The 16,194-nt window shown below is 53.6% G+C and carries 15 protein-coding genes; 12 read left to right on the forward strand and 3 right to left on the reverse strand.

The features are described 5' to 3' along the window. The first annotated feature begins 193 nt into the window (after positions 1–193). From ACTS3T_RS23380 to ACTS3T_RS23405, 6 genes are all read left to right on the forward strand, one after another. Positions 194–1,273 carry an S-layer homology domain-containing protein gene (locus ACTS3T_RS23380; RefSeq protein WP_377967863.1) on the forward strand — a complete coding sequence of 360 codons (1,080 nt, stop codon included), beginning with the start codon at positions 194–196 and terminating at the stop codon, positions 1,271–1,273. 192 nt (positions 1,274–1,465) lie between these two features. After that, complete coding sequence (locus ACTS3T_RS23385; RefSeq protein WP_377967867.1) at positions 1,466–2,518, forward strand: SGNH/GDSL hydrolase family protein; 1,053 nt, start codon at positions 1,466–1,468, stop codon at positions 2,516–2,518. A gap of 27 nt (positions 2,519–2,545) precedes the next feature. Then, on the forward strand, positions 2,546–3,598 hold the full coding sequence (locus ACTS3T_RS23390) for a M42 family metallopeptidase (protein ID WP_377967869.1): 1,053 nt from the start codon (positions 2,546–2,548) through the stop codon (positions 3,596–3,598). Positions 3,599–3,713: 115 nt separating this feature from the next. After that, positions 3,714–4,196 carry a CBS domain-containing protein gene (locus tag ACTS3T_RS23395; protein WP_377967870.1) on the forward strand — a complete coding sequence of 161 codons (483 nt, stop codon included), beginning with the start codon at positions 3,714–3,716 and terminating at the stop codon, positions 4,194–4,196. 136 nt (positions 4,197–4,332) lie between these two features. Continuing rightward, positions 4,333–4,992, forward strand: coding sequence for a phycobilisome degradation protein NblB (gene nblB, locus ACTS3T_RS23400; RefSeq protein WP_377967871.1), 660 nt, complete (start codon positions 4,333–4,335; stop codon positions 4,990–4,992). A gap of 11 nt (positions 4,993–5,003) precedes the next feature. Then, the gene (locus ACTS3T_RS23405; RefSeq protein ID WP_377967872.1) at positions 5,004–5,894 is read left to right on the forward strand and encodes an ROK family protein; all 891 of its coding nucleotides are present in this window, start codon (positions 5,004–5,006) and stop codon (positions 5,892–5,894) included. A gap of 110 nt (positions 5,895–6,004) precedes the next feature. Here the strand turns inward: ACTS3T_RS23405 and ACTS3T_RS23410 are convergent, their stop codons facing one another. The 3 genes from ACTS3T_RS23410 to ACTS3T_RS23420 form a co-directional block, all read right to left on the reverse strand. Next, positions 6,005–6,361, reverse strand: a complete 357-nt coding sequence (locus ACTS3T_RS23410) for a Lin0512 family protein (protein WP_377967874.1) — start codon at positions 6,359–6,361, stop codon at positions 6,005–6,007. Positions 6,362–6,372: 11 nt separating this feature from the next. Further along, on the reverse strand, positions 6,373–8,631 hold the full coding sequence (locus ACTS3T_RS23415) for an amylo-alpha-1,6-glucosidase (protein WP_377967876.1): 2,259 nt from the start codon (positions 8,629–8,631) through the stop codon (positions 6,373–6,375). A gap of 307 nt (positions 8,632–8,938) precedes the next feature. Continuing rightward, complete coding sequence (locus ACTS3T_RS23420) at positions 8,939–9,421, reverse strand: Hsp20/alpha crystallin family protein (protein WP_377967878.1); 483 nt, start codon at positions 9,419–9,421, stop codon at positions 8,939–8,941. Positions 9,422–9,498: 77 nt separating this feature from the next. On the opposite strand from ACTS3T_RS23420, the gene ACTS3T_RS23425 reads away from it, so the two are divergent. The 6 genes from ACTS3T_RS23425 to ACTS3T_RS23450 all read left to right on the forward strand — a co-directional run. Continuing rightward, complete coding sequence (locus ACTS3T_RS23425; RefSeq protein ID WP_377967880.1) at positions 9,499–9,624, forward strand: hypothetical protein; 126 nt, start codon at positions 9,499–9,501, stop codon at positions 9,622–9,624. A 5-nt stretch (positions 9,625–9,629) separates the two neighbouring features. Beyond that, positions 9,630–9,806 carry a hypothetical protein gene (locus ACTS3T_RS23430; protein WP_377967882.1) on the forward strand — a complete coding sequence of 59 codons (177 nt, stop codon included), beginning with the start codon at positions 9,630–9,632 and terminating at the stop codon, positions 9,804–9,806. A gap of 16 nt (positions 9,807–9,822) precedes the next feature. Continuing rightward, on the forward strand, positions 9,823–10,827 hold the full coding sequence (locus ACTS3T_RS23435; RefSeq protein WP_377967884.1) for a glycosyltransferase family 2 protein: 1,005 nt from the start codon (positions 9,823–9,825) through the stop codon (positions 10,825–10,827). Then, positions 10,824–12,041: a glycosyltransferase family 4 protein gene (locus ACTS3T_RS23440; protein ID WP_377967886.1), complete on the forward strand. Its 1,218-nt coding sequence runs from the start codon at positions 10,824–10,826 to the stop codon at positions 12,039–12,041. The genes ACTS3T_RS23435 and ACTS3T_RS23440 overlap by 4 nt, the downstream gene beginning before the upstream one ends. Positions 12,042–12,127: 86 nt before the next feature. Continuing rightward, complete coding sequence (locus ACTS3T_RS23445) at positions 12,128–14,380, forward strand: hypothetical protein (RefSeq protein WP_377967888.1); 2,253 nt, start codon at positions 12,128–12,130, stop codon at positions 14,378–14,380. A gap of 109 nt (positions 14,381–14,489) precedes the next feature. After that, positions 14,490–16,194 (forward strand): CBS domain-containing protein (locus ACTS3T_RS23450; protein WP_462935813.1); only part of this gene is annotated, 1,705 nt, incomplete at its 3' end.

Genomic DNA, 16,194 nt, shown 5'->3' on the forward strand with positions numbered 1-16,194 from the left:
TAACCGCTGAGAAGGAAAGCGAGGTCTGTTTTATTCTGTATCTGCCAGGATTGTTGAAAACCGCTACCAGCAAAGCTTTGCTTCTGCCCGCCGCCCTTACCTTTCTGCCTTTAGCGATAAAACGCTTTCTGCCAACCGTTGCCAAATTAAGCTAGCGTGAAATTGACTTCATTGTTTTGGATGCTTTGCAGTGATGCCACGGTTGTTGAAGCTGGGTTCTTGTTTATCTGGATTGACTTGCAGCTTATTGCTGGCAACCAGTTGTGCTGGAGGGCCACTGAGCCAAGTATTTGAGCGATCGCTAGAAGCCGATCCGCAACTCACAGAAAATTCCCCTTTAGCTAACGCTTCCACCCCTAGCTCAGACGCCTCCACGCCAGCCACCGAGCCAGACGCGCCAGCAGAAGCAACAGCCCCCCACACCGAGGCACCCCAACCGGGTGAACCAGACTTTATTGGCCCGGTGCCACCCGAAACGGTTGCCTCAGAAACAGGACAAACCGCAGCGCGATCGCCTCGAATTCGACAGAGCCAACCCTTTAGCGATCTTGATCAAGCGCCCGAAGAACTCCAGCCCTACCTAGCAGACTTAGCTCAACTAGGGCTGATCGAGGCTGCCCCTGCTGAATCGGGCAACGCTGCCAACCAGTTTCAGCCAAACCAAACCATTACCCGCCGTACCTATGCTCGCTGGCTGTTTAATGCCAATAATCAGTTTTACAGTGACCAAACCAGCAAAAAGATTCGGCGCGGCGTTAGCAGTGCTCAGCCTGCGTTTCAAGATGTAGCGGTTGCTGACCCTGACTTTGCCGCGATTCAAGGGCTGGCAGAAGCCGGACTCATTCCCAGTGCGCTGACGGGCAATTCAACTGCTGTCAACTTTCGCCCGGATGCGCCGCTCACGCGCGAAGACCTAATTTTGTGGAAAGTGCCGCTAGATACGCGCCAAGCCCTGCCTAACGCCTCCATTGAAGCTGTTCAAGAAGCTTGGGGATTTCAAGATGCCGCCAAAATCGAGCCACTGGCTTTAAAGGCCACCCTTGCAGACTATCAAAACGGCGAATTTTCTAACATCCGCCGCGCCTTTGGCTATACCACCTTGCTTTTGCCACAAAAAGCGGCCACTCGCGCCGAAGCGGCTGCCGTCCTCTGGCGCTTTGGCAACCAAACCGAGGGGATTTCTGCTCAAGAGTTGGCTTCTGGCGCATCGGCTACGTCCTCTGCACCTAGCACCAATTCAACCCCTAGCGATACGCCCGATGCCGCTAACTGATAGCGGAGCAAAGACGCGATCGCCCAAACACCCCTGATCAGAATCGCGGCCAAAGGCCGCTAGCAGCAGCGAAATCCACCAAGCGGTACAAGCCATTGCGGCACCGTCGGCTTTAAACTCAAACGCAAATTTACGCGATCGCTCCTGATTTTAAAGCTGGACTCTACTGAATAACCGCTTGAGGACTTAAATATGCCTTTGAAAAAAACACTCATAGCAGCCAGTGCCCTGCTCTCCCCCCTGCTGATGCCATTAGCAGCACCCGCTGCCACCTTTACGCAGATGTTTGTCTTTGGCGATAGCTTGTCAGATACAGGCAATCTTTATGCTCAAACCAGCTCCCTGCTGCCCCTAGCACCTTTTGGGGTTCCGGCTTCGCCCCCCTATGCCCAAAAATTTTCTAATGACGATTTGTGGGTTGAATACTTAGCCGATGAGTTTGTTCCTGGCCCCGCCGCGTTGCCAGTGAGCAACTTTGCTTTAGGAGGAGCCACCACCAGTGAATTCAATATTATTAACAACTTTTTGCCAACGCCTCTTTTTCCTGACTTTGACGGTGTGCAAGAGCAGGTCTTTGAAGCCTACCTGGGTCTGAGTCCTTTGATTGACCCCAATGCGCTTTATACCCTTTGGGCAGGCGCTAATGATTACCTCGGTGGTGGAGTTAGCGATCCTACGATTCCGGTTAACAATCTCACCACCGCGATCAATGCTTTTGTCGATGCCGGGGTGCAAAATCTGTTGGTGCTGAACTTGCCCGATTTGGGGCGTCTGCCAGCCACCTCTGGAGATCCAAGCCAAGCGGCAGCCCTCAGTGCGATCGCCAATCAGCACAACACGTTGTTAGCCCAAGCCGTGCAAGGCATCCGTCAGGTGACGTTGTTTGATGTGAAGTCGTTGTTTGACCAAGCCTTGGCGGGCGGATTTGGCTTTACCAACACCACTACTGCTTGCCTACAAGGATTTGTAGCGCCACTGCCCGCTTTGGCTGGGGTTCCTTGCAGCAATCCTGGCGAGACGCTATTTTGGGACGACATTCACCCGACGAGCCGAGCGCACGCCGAAATTGCCCAAGCGATCTTGGTAGAGCTACAGGCAGATGAACCCGTCGCTAGCACCCCGGAACCGGGTTCCTGGCTAAGTCTGCTAGCGTTGGGTTCTCTGGCTATTGCCTTCAAGCTCAAACACCGTCAAAGCCCAGATCAAACTCAACCTGCCGAGATACGGGTGCAGTCGCTAGGATAAAAAGCCAGTGCTGTTTGGCTCTATGCAATGACTTCTGAACCCTTCGATCGCCTGTTTGCCACCATTTCAGATTTGGTACTTTGTCATTCGCCCAGTGGGGTTGAGACAGAGGTAAATCAGTGGCTCAGCCAATACCTCGATCGCTTGGGCGCAAACTACTGGCAAGATAGCGCCGACAACCTGATTATTAAAATTGCGGGTAAAAACTCAGAACGGGCGATCGCCATTACCGCGCACAAAGACGAAATTGGCGCGATCGTCAAAAGTATCAACAAACAAGGCCAAGTCTCGGTGCGTAAGCTAGGGGGCGCTTTTCCCTGGGTATATGGGGAAGGGGTGGTCGATATGCTGGGCGACCACGCCACTTTGAGCGGCGTCTTGTCCTTTGGTTCTCGCCATGTGTCGCACGAGTCGCCCCAAAAAGCGCAGCAAGACAATCGACCCGTTTATTGGGAAGAAGCCTGGATTGAAACCAAGCGATCGCTCGAAGATTTAGCTGCCGCTGGCATTCGCCCCGGTACCCGCGTCGTGGTCGGCAAACACCGTAAACGTCCGTTTCGCTTGGGCGATCACATTGCCAGCTATACGCTTGACAACAAAGCCTCGATCGCGATTTTGCTAGCGCTGGCTGAGCAGATCAAAGCCCCGCCGCTAGACGTTTATCTGGTCGCTTCGGCGAAAGAAGAAGTAGGGGCGGTAGGGGCACTTTACTTTAGTCAGCGGCAAACTTTAGAGGCACTCATTGCCCTAGAAATTTGCCCGCTTTCCCGCGAGTACCCGATCCAAGACGGCCCGGCTCCGGTGCTGCTTTCTCAAGATGGCTACGGACTCTATGACGAAGACCTCAACTGGCAAATTCGCCAAGCGGCTGAAGCGGCTGAGGTGCCTTTACAAATAGCGGCGATCGCAGGCTTTGGCAGCGATGGCTCAATCGCGATGAAATTTGGCCATGTGCCCCGTGCCGCCTGTCTGGCCTTTGCCACTGAAAACACCCACGGCTATGAGATTGCGCATTTAGGCGCGATCGCTAACTGTATTGCCATTCTAGAGCGCTACTGCTTAGCGTTTGCGTCGCTATAGGCTTGGCCATGTAACGACCTATAAAACCGCCACCGTCCTAATCGCTCAAATTCCCTACAATGAAAGCAATACCACTGTAATGGCCGTGTTTTAAGCACGCGACAAGGAGAAAATTATGGCGAAAACGGTAGCTGACGTGATGACTCGCGATCTGTTAACTGTTCGCCCAGAAACCCCGGTGCAGGAAGCCGTTCAGCTTTTGGCAGAAAAGCGCATTAGCGGTTTGCCCGTGATCAACGATGAACAGCGTTTGGTGGGCGTTCTCTCTGAAACCGACCTGATGTGGCAAGTCACAGGTGCTCAAGTGCCTGCCTACATTACCCTGCTCGACAGCGTCATTTATTTAGAAAATCCGGCTCGCTACAATCAGGAACTTCACAAGGCTTTAGGGCAAACCGTCAGTGAACTGATGACCGACAAACCCGTAACGATTACCCCTGACGAATCTATTCGCAAAGCGGCTCAAATCATGCACGATAAACAGATTCGGCGGCTAATTGTGATAGACGAAGCCAAAGCCGTTGTCGGTATTTTGACGCGTGGTGACATTGTCCGCGAGATGGCTAAAAACTACGCGGAACGCAGTCAAACTGCTTAGCAGTTCGTTAATCAGTCCCTACCCCTTTGCTGCTAGATTGAAAAAAAACCTTTAAATTCCCATCCCTAAAGCGCTGGGTTACCGGACTAATGGGGTATGGGGAAGCTGTGTTGAGAAAATTTAACTGCAAAACCCAATGGATAATACCTCCGATAGTGTGCAGCAGCTCTTGGCTTCTGAAGACTATGGCGATCGCATTCGGGCCGTTAATCAGATGCGACAGCTAGCGCCCGCCGCTGCCTTTGAACTGCTCTGTCAAGCCGCCCAAGACCAACATGCCAGGGTGCGCTATGCGGCCATTAGCCAGATCTCGAATGTGGGCGATCAAGACCGCGATCGCGTGTTGGCGTTGCTCAAACGAGCCTTACTGACGGACTCAGAAATAGACGTACGCGCGGCAGCAGCGGACTCATTAGGGGCGCTGAAGTTGAGCGAGGCTTTTGACGATCTCAAAACCGTCTACGAAAAAACCACAGACTGGCTCCTGCAGTTCAGCATCCTGGCGGCGTTGGGTGAGCTGGGCGATCCGCGTAGCTTCGACCTGCTCACGGAAGCGCTAGATTCGAGCAATTCTTTGTTTAAAACCGCCGCCATTGGCGCTTTGGGTGAACTAGAAGACGAAGCGGCTATTCCGCTATTGCTGCCCTTTGTCGATGATCCAGATTGGCAAACTCGGCATCGTCTGGCTCAAGCCCTCAGCCATTTTGACCAGGTGCCTGAGGTGCAACAAGCTATGCAAAAATTAGCCAATGATGATTCTGATGCCGTAGCACAAGTCGCCAAAGCTCATCTCTAACGCTAGCCAACGTGGGTAATCAACAAGTGATTGGCATTGATTTGGGGGGTACCGCCATTAAGCTAGGGCGGTTTAACGCTCAAGGCGATCGCCTGCAAACTTTAAGCGTTCCTACCCCTCAACCCGCTCAACCGCAGGCCGTTGCAGCCACTATAACAGCGGCGATCGCCCAACTTGATCCAGATCAAGAAGCGATCGCCCTGGGCGTTGGCACTCCTGGGCCTGCGGATGCGGCGGGGCGGGTGGCGCGAGTAGCGATCAACCTGGCCGACTGGCGTGATGTGCCCTTAGCCGACTGGCTGGAAGCGGCCACCCAGCGCCCCACGGTGCTAGCCAACGATGCCAACTGTGCCGGACTGGGAGAAGCTTGGCTAGGAGCCGGAAGACCCTTTCAAGATTTGATTTTGCTGACGTTGGGCACAGGCGTCGGCGGTGCCATTATTCTCAACGGCCAACTGTTTGTTGGTCGCACAGGCACAGCCGGAGAACTCGGACTAATCACGCTGAATCCGGCAGGCCCAGCTTGCAACAGCGGCAACCAGGGTTCGCTAGAGCAGTATTGCTCAGTTCAGGCGATTCGTCGGGATGCGGGTTGTGAACCCGGCGTTTTAGCTGAACGCGCCCTGGCTGGCGACGCCGAGGCGATCGCCTTTTGGCAGCAATATGGTCGCTATTTGGGCGCTGGGCTAGCCAGCCTGATTTATGTGCTAACGCCAGAAGCAGTCATTTTAGGCGGCGGCATTAGCGCGGGAGCCAAGCTATTTTTACCCGCCGCGATCGCTGAAATTGAAGCCCGCGTCTTGCCCAGTTCGCGGGAGGGGCTTAAAATTCTTTTGGCCGAACTGGGCAACCAGGCTGGTATGGTGGGGGCAGCCAAGCTAGCTTTACAAAAATTTGGCTGAGCGATCGCTGTAGCCAACAGCGTTAAGCCCCTGCAATGGCTGCAAGCCGCTAGCAAAAGTCTTTGCTTCTGCCCTCGGCTTTAGCCATAAAACCTGCCCCCCAGCCCTGACTAGGGCACAGAAACCGTCACAGCCGCCACAGCGATGTACATATCATCGTTTTTGTCTGCCAGTTCAGCGATCGCCTTACCCGCCACCACCATACCGCCCGCCTCTAGCTTTAACGTCTTTTGACCAAACGGCAGCACCGCTAGCACCTCTTCGGGTCTTACCTGTTCGGGGTAGGGCACCGCGACTTGCACCTCTACTAGCATTTCGTTGGGATGGTTTAGCCCAGCCACTTCCCAAACTCCTGGCAGAGCATTGTGGGCGATCGCGTTGCGTACGGCTCTAGCCGCCGCCACAGTGGGATCTTGACCATGCTGGTCAATACCCATTGCCATTTCAATAATCAAACGCTTTTGCATGGATCTATTGCCTAAGTTTCAATCACCACGCGCAGATTGCCACGTTTGCGCACCACCCGACAAGCCGTTGCCCCATTTGAGCGCTCAAATTCTAGATCGAGAACCGTTGCTCCCACCTTCAGGTTGTTAACTGCTAAGCGCTGCAAAAAGTCAGGCAGCATTGGGTCAATAATGCGGAGATAGTTGCTAGGCGCATCCGGCACCAGATTAAGCATCGTTTGCAACAAGTGAAAAACACTACCTGTAGCCCACGCCTGGGGAGAGCAAGCCACCGGATATTGCACAGGCGGTATGCGATCGATCCGCTCGAAACCACAAAACAACTCCGGCGGGCGCTGATAAGGCTGGTAGTTCATCATGTCAATAATGCCTTTAGCCACCTCTAGCGCCGCTTCAATTTGGTTGAGCGATCGCAGTCCAGCCGCAATTAGGGCATTGTCATGGGGCCAAACGGAGCCAATATGATACCCCATCGGGTTATAAGCGGGAGAATCGCTGCTAAGCGTGCGAATGCCCCAACCGCTAAACAAGTCTGGGGCTAACAGGCGCTCAGCTACGCTTTCGGCTTTTTCAGGTGTCAAAATGCCCAAAGCCAGACAGTGACCCGGATTTGAGGTAATACCGTCTACTGCGTTGCCTTCGCCATCGAGCGCTAGCGCGCAAAAATCTAAATCATCAATCCAAAAATCTCGGTTGAAGCGATGCTTCAAGTCTCTAGCCGCTTCTTCCCAGGCATCAGCCAAATCAATCCGCTTTTTCAAACGGGCCATTTGAGCCAGCCGCATTCTGGCAGCATAAACATAGGCTTGTACTTCACAAAGGGCGATCGAACCTTGAGCCAGATGACCGTGGCGATCGACAATACAGTTCCAAGAGTCTTTCCAGCCCTGGTTGTCTAGCCCACCTTTAGACTTGCGGTAATAAGCTAAATATCCGGTTTCTTGACAGGCGCGGTCGATCCACTGCATCGCGGCCAACGCGTTAGGCCACAAGGCTTCTAGGGTTGCCTGGTCATTTGTCCAGGCATAGTAGTCGGCGTAGAGCATCAGCCACAGGGGCGTTGCATCTACCGTGCCATAGTAAGGCGTGTGGGGCACTTCACCACAGCGCACCAGTTCGCCGTGGCGCAGTTCGTGCAAGATTTTGCCCGGTTGTTCTTCGCGCCACTCATCGTCCTTTTTTCCCTGATAGTGAGCTAAAAGCTTTAGGGTTGACTGAGCAATCCCCGGATCTAGCATCAGCGTCTGCATTGCGGCAATGATCGTGTCACGCCCAAACAGGGTAGAAAACCACGGCACCCCTGCAGAGAGAATCGTTTGCTCGTAGAAGTCTTGCCGCAACAAATAGGTGTCTTGCTCGGCTCGTGAAACAATCAGGTTAAACGTTTCGTTGTCTGAGGTGACGCGGGTGACATGATTGAGCCACTGATCTTCTTCTGAGGTTTTTGAAGCGATCGCTTGCCCCAAGGTAGCCGGAATGCCATCAGAAGGCGTTTGCTGCCCGTCGGTTAAAAGCTGTAAACGATAGCCTAGCTTTTGCGATTGGTGAGGCTCAAGGGTTAAGTGCCAGAGAGCTGTATGACCTTTACACAAATCGGGCGGGCGGTGCAAAAACTCAATCTGCGACTCCATGACGATGCCATCTAGCCCCAGATAAGACAGGCTCAAGCGATCGCTGACTCGCTCGGTCAAGGCTTGCAGGTCGGCTTCAGATTCAACTGCCTTGGTGGTTGAGGGGGGCAGTTGTTGGAGCTTTGTGCCTCGCTGCTCTCGTTGCGTATAGCCGCGCAGTTCAAACACATCAATAAAGTCGGCGTCAAAGCTCAGCGACAGGGTAAAGCTGGCAGGTTCAGTGCTGTAATTGGTGACTTCAATGTCTTCAAATAAACCGCCATTGAGCACCATGTCTCGACGAATGCCGATTGTGTCATGGGTAATGTCTGGCAAAGGCGGGTTAGCGCACAGCACTGATAGGGCAAAACCCAGATCGGCGTTGCTGCTGAGTAAAACCGGCGATCGCCCGTCAATTTGCAGCTCTAAGCGACTCAAAAACCGTGAATCTCGGCAAAAAAGCCCCATGCTGGTATTTTGGTTGCCCTCTAAACAGCCAGAAATATTGCCCAGCAGATCTGTAATCATAAACAGATCATCTTCTTTCAGCGTGAGCGTCGGCAAAGGTTGCTTACTAACAACGCAAGGCCATTCTGGAAGAGGCCACTGCTGCGCAGGGACGTATTGCTGGCCGTTTTGCTCAAGAATGTCTAGAGCCATTGTCATCTAAGTCCAAAAATTGAAAGGTGTGTCGGTGCCTGATCGGGCAAAACTCAGCATTTGCTGTCAGAGTGTGGCTGGGTCAACCGCGATCGCGTGTGGCTGTTCACTTCGCTTTTCACAATGTAGCGATTTGTGAGCAAAGTCGAGTAAAACAGCTCACCATCTGCACACTATCTATACAAGAAAAAGGCTGGAAAATTGCTTTCCAGCCCTTCAAAGTACATCTGTTAGGTTTGTTAGGTTTTGAGTTTTAAACCAAAACGCTGGGCAACGCCCAAGCAAGCACTCATCCGCCAAAGCTTAATTATTCAGCCGCCGCACCATCCGCGATCGCGGCAGCGGGGTCAGCCTGCAACTGAGCAACGTTAACTTTGACGACCCGATGACGAGCGGCTTCTACCTTAGGCAGCGTCAGCGTCAAAATACCGTTGTCGAAACTAGCAGCTACCTGCGTATTTTGAATAGCAACGGGCACAGGCACCACCCGCCGGAAGGTACCAGAACGCAGTTCAGCGTGCAACAGACGCTGGTCTGCCGCAATTTGTAGCTGGCGCTGGCCAGAAATGGCAACAGCCTCACGGCTAGCTTGAATATCAATTTCTTCAGCTTTAACCCCAGGAAGCTGCACCTGTAGCAACAGGCGATCGCCCTGGTCAATCAGATTAACGGCGGGTGTCCAAGTCGTTTTTACGTTCATATCTGCTGGGGTAACGTCCTCAAAAATGGAGTCGAGTTGACGGTGTAAAGATTCAACTTCACGCAGGGGTTGCCAGTAACGAACGATCATGATTTTTAAACCTCGCTTGCAATGCTGAAACTGGATTGGCGGCTCCCAACCGCGCTCTCAATTTCTCTATAGTTCTTATGATGCAAGTTCAAACGCGATCGCCCCAGTCCAGAGAACCCTACCCAGAAGTAGAAGTCTCTCACCGAACTGCCACCGTACCGGGGTTACCGAAATCAGCAACAGCGTCCCACATCCGCCGCTGACAGCCATGCTTTCTGTTTGCCCTTTGCCCTTAGCTTCTGGCTTTAGCGATCGCCGTTTAGCGGTCGCTGTGCTGCCGGATGGTCTTAAGCTGAAGCTGGGTATTCTCAGGGAGAATAGGTGTCGTCCTGAACGAACCTATCCTGAGTGTGTCAGCCTGCCCTTTAACCCCAAGATGGTTTGAGCCAACCTCCAAACCTATGACAGCAGCTTCTGCTTCTTCCCTTTATTCCCTTGCTGAACTGCCTCAAGTTTCAGTGATTGTGCCTGTCTACAACGGTGAGCGCGACTTACCCGAACTGCTCCCCCGGCTGATGCAGCAAACCTATCCCCGCGACCGGGTAGCGTACTGGCTGGTAGACAATGCCAGCCGCGATCGCACCCCCAGCTTAATTCAAGCAGCCGCGCAGCAAGCTCAGCGTCAGGGCATTCAGTTGCAGTTGCTGCAAGAAACTGACATTCAAAGCGCTTATGCCGCCCGCAACACCGGGATTCGAGCAGCCCAGGGAGAAATTTTAGCGTTCACCGATGCGGATTGCTACCCACAGCCAGACTGGCTGATAAACCTGGTGCAGCCCTTCAAACAACCCCAAATTGGCTTAGCTGTAGGCGAAATTGTCGCCTTTCCAGGTCGTAACTGGCTGGAAAAATATGCTGAGCGCAAACAACTTTTGTCGCAGCGAGACACGCTCGCTCACCCCTTTTGCCCCTACGGACAAACCGCTAACCTGGCTGTAAGGGTCAACGCCTTGGAGCAAGTGGGTTTGTTTCGTCCGCATTTGACCACGGGAGGAGACGCTGATTTGTGCTGGCGACTGCAACAGGGAGGCTGGCAGCTACAGTTTGTAGAGACGGCTGTAATTCAGCATCGCCATCGCTCATCGCTCAAAGAACTCTATAGCCAATGGCACCGTTACGGTCGCTCAAATCGATTTTTACACGAGCTACACGGGGTTGATTTAGCGCGATCGCTAAGTCGCCAAGAAATTCAACGGCAGCTTTTGCGCTGGTTAGCCAAAGACCTCCCCAAAGCCACGTTTCACTATCTCACGGGCAAAGGCCCAGCGATTGACCTGCTCATGACCCCCATTGGTTTATATTGCGCCCGTGCCCGCGACCTGGGGCAGCAAGAGGCTCAACTGCCGGAAGCCGCTCAACAAATTGCCTGGTTATCTGCTTCTACTGCTGGCAAGGATCTGACATGAAGATTTTGATGCTGTCTCTCAATACGTTCCCCTATCCGCCTACCTATGGAGGCGCTGAAATTAGAACGTTTAATTTACTCAAGCATCTACAAGCTCAGCACGAAGTGACGCTACTCACTCACTGCCAGCGCCCCGTTACCACCGCTGAAATTGACGCCCTCCGCCATGAGGTAACTCACTTAGAAATTTTACCGTCACCGCCCCAGCCTCAGCCAGCCCGGTCTTTAAGCGGGTTATTACAGCAGGCGGGGCGCTTTGGGCGGTTTCTAACAACATCGACTCCTCCGAGCGTGGCCTATCGCTATGTGCCTGCTGTGCAAGACTGGGTCGATCGCGCTGTTGCCAGTCAAAAGTATGACGTTGTGGTTTGTGAGCACAGCGTTAACGAAATCTACGTGCGGCCTCACGTTCGCGCTCAACTGCGTACTGTTGTTGACATTCATAGCTCTGTTTATGGTTGGGTGCGTAACCATCTCGAACAGGGAGCCACTGAAAAGCCGTGGCGCGATCGCCTGTATCTGCCCTTACTGGCTCGCTACGAGCAGCGCTACTGTCGCAAGTTTTCTCGGCTCGTGGTTACAACACCCGACGATCGGCACCAAATTCTCAAGCTGGTACCAGAAGCCAGCGTTGATATTATTGCCAACGGGGTGGACTTGGCCGCTTTTCCCTACCGCCACCAAGATCCAGGTGGAGAAAACCTGATTTTCATCGGTGCAATGGACGCCTCTCACAATATTGATGCGGCCTGCTTTTTTGCCCAACAGGTTTTCCCCCAGATTCGGCAGCGGTATCCAGCCGCAACCCTCAGCCTGGTGGGAGCGCGGCCTGTAGCCAGGGTGCAAGCGCTGGCAGAACTGCCGGGGGTCATTGTTACAGGCCGAGTCCCCTCAATGGTGGAGTATTTGCATCAGGCAACGGTTTGTGTGGTGCCGCTGCGGGCGGGTCTGGGTATTAAAAACAAAACGTTAGAACCGATGGCAGCAGGTGTACCAATTGTAGGTAGCGATCGCGGTTTAGAAGGACTCAGTGTAGATCAACCGCTGCGAGCATTGCGAGCCAATACACCCGCAGCCTACATAGCAGCTATTGATCGCCTGTTTGCGGATGCAGCGCTGCGACGCAGCCTCTCGCAAAATGCCCGGGCGATGATTGAGGCTGACTATACTTGGGAAAAGGCCGGCCAAAAGTATGAGCGGGTGCTATCCTCCTAAGCAGTCCTCTCGCGCGTATCGGGGTGGCGCTACTGGCATAACGGCGATCGCTGTTGTGTTGGGTTTTCTCATTCAAGCGTCAGCAAGTGCCAAACAGCCTATTTCCTTTTCAACGCCAACTCCCCCGGCGACGGGTACAAATTTGGGTGCGATCGCCTCGCCCAGTTAGTCGGTTGCGGATACTTTGGCAAATCCTGGCTTTGTTGATTTTGGTGAGTGTCGCTGGCCTAACGCTTCAGAGCCTTTGGCTCAGCCTGCGTTTTATTGTTAATCCCAATACCACTCACTGGATTGAGCGCTACTTACCCCAGGCCAATTCAGGCTTAGGGCAAGCTCAGCCTCAAACCTTGGCCGCTATCGAAGCTGAACTCGACCAAGCCGGACTCAGTGCAGGCGAAATCATTCAGCTTCAGGCAGCGCCGTCAACAGCCGATTGGTTGCTGCCAGTTTTAACGCCCTCGCCGCTGTGCCACTCCCCCTGTCAACACCTGGTTGAATTAAGGCTTTATCGGGCTAGCGATCGCAGTGCGGCACCTTTACTGCGGCTCGTCGATCGTCTAGCGGTGGCTGGCCCTACAGAAGAAACTGCGATCGCGCCGCTGGTTGGCTCAGTTTTAGAGCATCCCGGCTCGGCGCGGCAGTTACCTTTTGACGCGGTTCAATTGTTGCCGCCCGTCGAGGGGCAGCAAAACTGGCTCACCCTCCAGGGTCACTGGCAGCGGGGGCAGGTCACTTTGCTCTATGGTCAACTCATTCAGTACGATCCAGCGCAGTCGAGGCTGCGAGACTCGCTCGTGTGGAGCAGCCCAACGACGCAAAAACCGTACTGGTTAGATCTAGATGGCGTTGCCCCAGCAGAGTTGATTATTAACCAAAGTATTGGCCTAGAGCCTCGGTTTGTTGCCTACCGCCTTTCGGGTGGACAATCTTCTCAAATCGCCGTTCGGAGCCAGCCCATTTCTTTTTTAGAACCCGCTTTGCCCGGATCGTTAATCACCTCTGACTACGGCAAAGCGCTATTACAGGCGCGAAATGGGCTGTGGTCTGCAGCAGCCAAAACCCTCACCTCTCTTAAACAACAGCTAGGCCAAGCCTGGACAACAGACGCAGAAGCTCAATTAGGGTTAATTCAGCTTCATAGTCAAACCACGCAGCAACAGGCCGAACGTACCTGGGCCAGCGAAAGTCAGCAAATTTTGGCTGATCTGATGGATGGTCGCTGGAGCAAAGCACTCACCCGACTCGAGCAAACACCAACCGTTTATAAAGAAGTAGAAACTTTGCTCAAGCAAGATTCTGGCCGCCTGTGGCAGCGGGTAACTACGGCTCTACAGGTGACACCTAATCAGGCCGAAATTCAAGTTTGGGGCATGTTGATTTTGGCTGCTCAGCAAGATCAAACCACCGCCCAGCGTTGGTTGGCTCGTCAGGATGCCCGACTAGCCGCGCAAAGCCGCTACAGCCGATTGCTAGTGGCTCTACAGCCCCAGCCTGCTAGCCCCGCCCAGTCAGTCGCCCAAAAGTCGCCAGCAGCAGCGGCGGCGGCTGATACCCTTCCGGTCGCCACTCAGCCTGTAGCCAGCAGACACTGGAATTTGATGGGGTTTCTCACTGCGCTCTATACGGTTGAGCCGCAAAGCTGGTTTGCCCCAACTGGGCTTCAGCCCGCCGCCCGCGATGATCAGTGGTATCGAATTCAGATCAATTCGCTGAGTGATGGCTATTCAGGCTGGCAAACGCCGACCGCGACACCCACCTCTCGGCAAGCGGCAACCCTTTGGCAGCAGTTGGGGTTGAACACGCGTCCGCAGGTAGAGGTTCTTAGAGAAACCGCTACTGGGTTTGAGCTGGCAACCGTTACGGTGAAAGGCTTACAAGTACAGGGCGATCGCATTTGGCTATTAGCCACTAGCGGCGATCGCCTAGATTTGTCCCAAGCAGCCCTAGCCCTTTCACCTGACCAGCTGACGCTGCTAGAGCCAGCCCAAACGCTAACTCAGCCACCCAACCCCAACACTGCTAGCTGGGTAAAAACGCTGCAGCAAATTGAAAAATCGGAGGCCGCTAGCCTGCCTGCTCATTTACAATTGCAGACAGTCGATGTCACTGGCGATCGCCAACCTGACGTTCTCGTCACCACCGCCGCCAGTTCAGTCGCCAACAGCCTAACGGGACTTTTCATTCTCTCACCCACAGGACAGTTGCTCTATCGCAATCCCGCAGCAACTCAAGCCGTTGCCATCATTCGTGACCGGGCATTGCCACCCGCCTTGCTATTGCAAGATGCCAGAAACTATCAGCTAGTGCAATGGTCTGAGGCAGATCAAAAGTTTCAATAGCCTCCTTAATCTGAATAACAGTCATGCGCTTTTTGCATGAGGCACGCTAGAAAGCCTGCCTCAATGTGAATAGTTGCTTATGCTTTAGACAGATCTCGCGGCTCTGCCTATGAAAGTGTCTCAGCTAGATAAACCTGGGCTGATCTCTACGCAGATTATTGATCGTCAGCCGCTAACCCTCGCAGCCGAATCAACGGTCGCTGACGCGCTGGTAGCGATGGCTCAATCAGGCAAAAACTACGTCCTGATTCTGGCGGCTCAAACTCTAGTGGGCATTCTCACCGAGCGGGATGTTCTGAGAATGGTGGCTCAGACGCAGACATGGACAAATCGCCGCCTGAAAGAGGTGATGACGCGATCGCTGGTGACCTATCCTGCGGTCTCTAAGCCAGACGTTTTTGAGGCTTTAAAGCTGCTACGGCAACACCAGATTCGCCACTTACCCGTTGTCGATGCCAAGCAGCAGCTCACAGGGCTGATTACTTACGAAACCTTGCAATCGACGTTACAACCGACGGCCTTACTGCGCCTCAGAACCGTCCGCGAAGTGATGAATACAGCGGTGCTATGCGCCACCAGCAACGACTCTCTGCTGGCGATCGCAGCTCAAATGTACACCCATAAGGCTAGCTGCGTCGTCATCCTTGAGTCTACGGCGGCGGCCACCCGCTGCCCCGTTGGCATTATTACCGAACGCGATATTGTTCAGCTTCAGGCTTTGGGCACAGACTTTGCCGCCACCCCGGCGCACACAGCCATGAGCTACCCCTTACTGCCGATTCAAGCGCAAGATACCCTCTGGCAGGCTCACCAAGCGATGACGCAGCATCGGGTGCGTCGCCTAGTGGTGCGAACTGACTCAGATGGGCTAGCAGGGCTGATTACCCAAACTGAACTTTTGCGATCGCTCGATCCGCTAGAACTGTATCAAAATCTGCAAGCTTTAGAAACGCTGGTTCAGCAGCAAACCCAATCGCTCAATCAGTTGAATACTCACCTGCAACAAAAAGTAGACGCTTATCAAACCCTCAAACAAGAACTTGAGCAAGCCAACCAAGAACTTGAGCAGCGGGTTGCAGAACGCACCGCCGAGCTAGAAGCAGCCAATCTTCTCTTGTGCCAGCAAATTCAGACCTTGAATCCAGCCGTCAGCCCAGCCCAGCAGCCAAAGCTGTTATCGGCAGCGTGGATAAAATTTTGCTTAAAAGAGATTCCCCTCCCCCTCCCTCTCGCGACCTGGCTCGATCGCCACCCGATTTATCTAGGAGCCGGATTGACGGCAACCACTATTTGCCTGATTGAAGGGTTGCGTCAGGCAGGTGTGATGGTACCTGCGCCATTTTTACTGATTATGGTGACGGCTATTCTGACTGCCAGCACTAACGGCCTCTGGGCAGGGTTAGCCAGCACCGGGGTTTGGGCCATCTATGTTATTTGGGCAGCGCTATTCTCAGTGGGGCCACCTGCACTCTCTGGGGGAGTTGCCCCTGTTAGTTTGGGCATTTTGATGGTTTTACTAGCCGGATTGCGCCAGGGAATCGAGCGCGATCGCTATCAAGCGCTCAACCAATTGCTCATCTCAACCAACCAAAGCCTCGATCGCCAAATTCAGCGACACACAGCAACGCTACAAAAAACCAATCAGCAACTCAGGCAAGAGGTGCTAGAGCGCCAGCAGGTAGAAACGGCGCTGCGCGAAAGTGAAACCCGGTTTCGCGTCACCTTTGAAAAAGCGGCTGTGGGCATCGTCAATACCAGTCCTCAAGGATATTTCTTGAAGGTGAATCAAAAGTTTTGCGAGATTTTGGGATACA

This window comes from Almyronema sp., assembly GCF_052168255.1.
In the GTDB taxonomy this organism is placed as follows: domain Bacteria; phylum Cyanobacteriota; class Cyanobacteriia; order Phormidesmidales; family Phormidesmidaceae; genus Sphaerothrix; species Sphaerothrix epifaneia.

What these genes read in the sequence shown, in the direction of transcription:
- ACTS3T_RS23420 (WP_377967878.1), bottom strand. Translation starts at nt 9,421, where the DNA reads ATGATCGTTCGTTACTGGCAACCCCTGCGTGAAGTTGAATCTTTACAC.
- ACTS3T_RS23435 (WP_377967884.1), top strand. Translation starts at nt 9,823, where the DNA reads ATGACAGCAGCTTCTGCTTCTTCCCTTTATTCCCTTGCTGAACTGCCT.
- ACTS3T_RS23380 (WP_377967863.1), top strand. Translation starts at nt 194, where the DNA reads ATGCCACGGTTGTTGAAGCTGGGTTCTTGTTTATCTGGATTGACTTGC.
- ACTS3T_RS23385 (WP_377967867.1), top strand. Translation starts at nt 1,466, where the DNA reads ATGCCTTTGAAAAAAACACTCATAGCAGCCAGTGCCCTGCTCTCCCCC.
- ACTS3T_RS23410 (WP_377967874.1), bottom strand. Translation starts at nt 6,361, where the DNA reads ATGCAAAAGCGTTTGATTATTGAAATGGCAATGGGTATTGACCAGCAT.
- nblB (WP_377967871.1), top strand. Translation starts at nt 4,333, where the DNA reads ATGGATAATACCTCCGATAGTGTGCAGCAGCTCTTGGCTTCTGAAGAC.
- ACTS3T_RS23390 (WP_377967869.1), top strand. Translation starts at nt 2,546, where the DNA reads ATGACTTCTGAACCCTTCGATCGCCTGTTTGCCACCATTTCAGATTTG.
- ACTS3T_RS23415 (WP_377967876.1), bottom strand. Translation starts at nt 8,631, where the DNA reads ATGGCTCTAGACATTCTTGAGCAAAACGGCCAGCAATACGTCCCTGCG.
- ACTS3T_RS23430 (WP_377967882.1), top strand. Translation starts at nt 9,630, where the DNA reads ATGCTTTCTGTTTGCCCTTTGCCCTTAGCTTCTGGCTTTAGCGATCGC.
- ACTS3T_RS23425 (WP_377967880.1), top strand. Translation starts at nt 9,499, where the DNA reads ATGATGCAAGTTCAAACGCGATCGCCCCAGTCCAGAGAACCCTACCCA.
- ACTS3T_RS23395 (WP_377967870.1), top strand. Translation starts at nt 3,714, where the DNA reads ATGGCGAAAACGGTAGCTGACGTGATGACTCGCGATCTGTTAACTGTT.
- ACTS3T_RS23440 (WP_377967886.1), top strand. Translation starts at nt 10,824, where the DNA reads ATGAAGATTTTGATGCTGTCTCTCAATACGTTCCCCTATCCGCCTACC.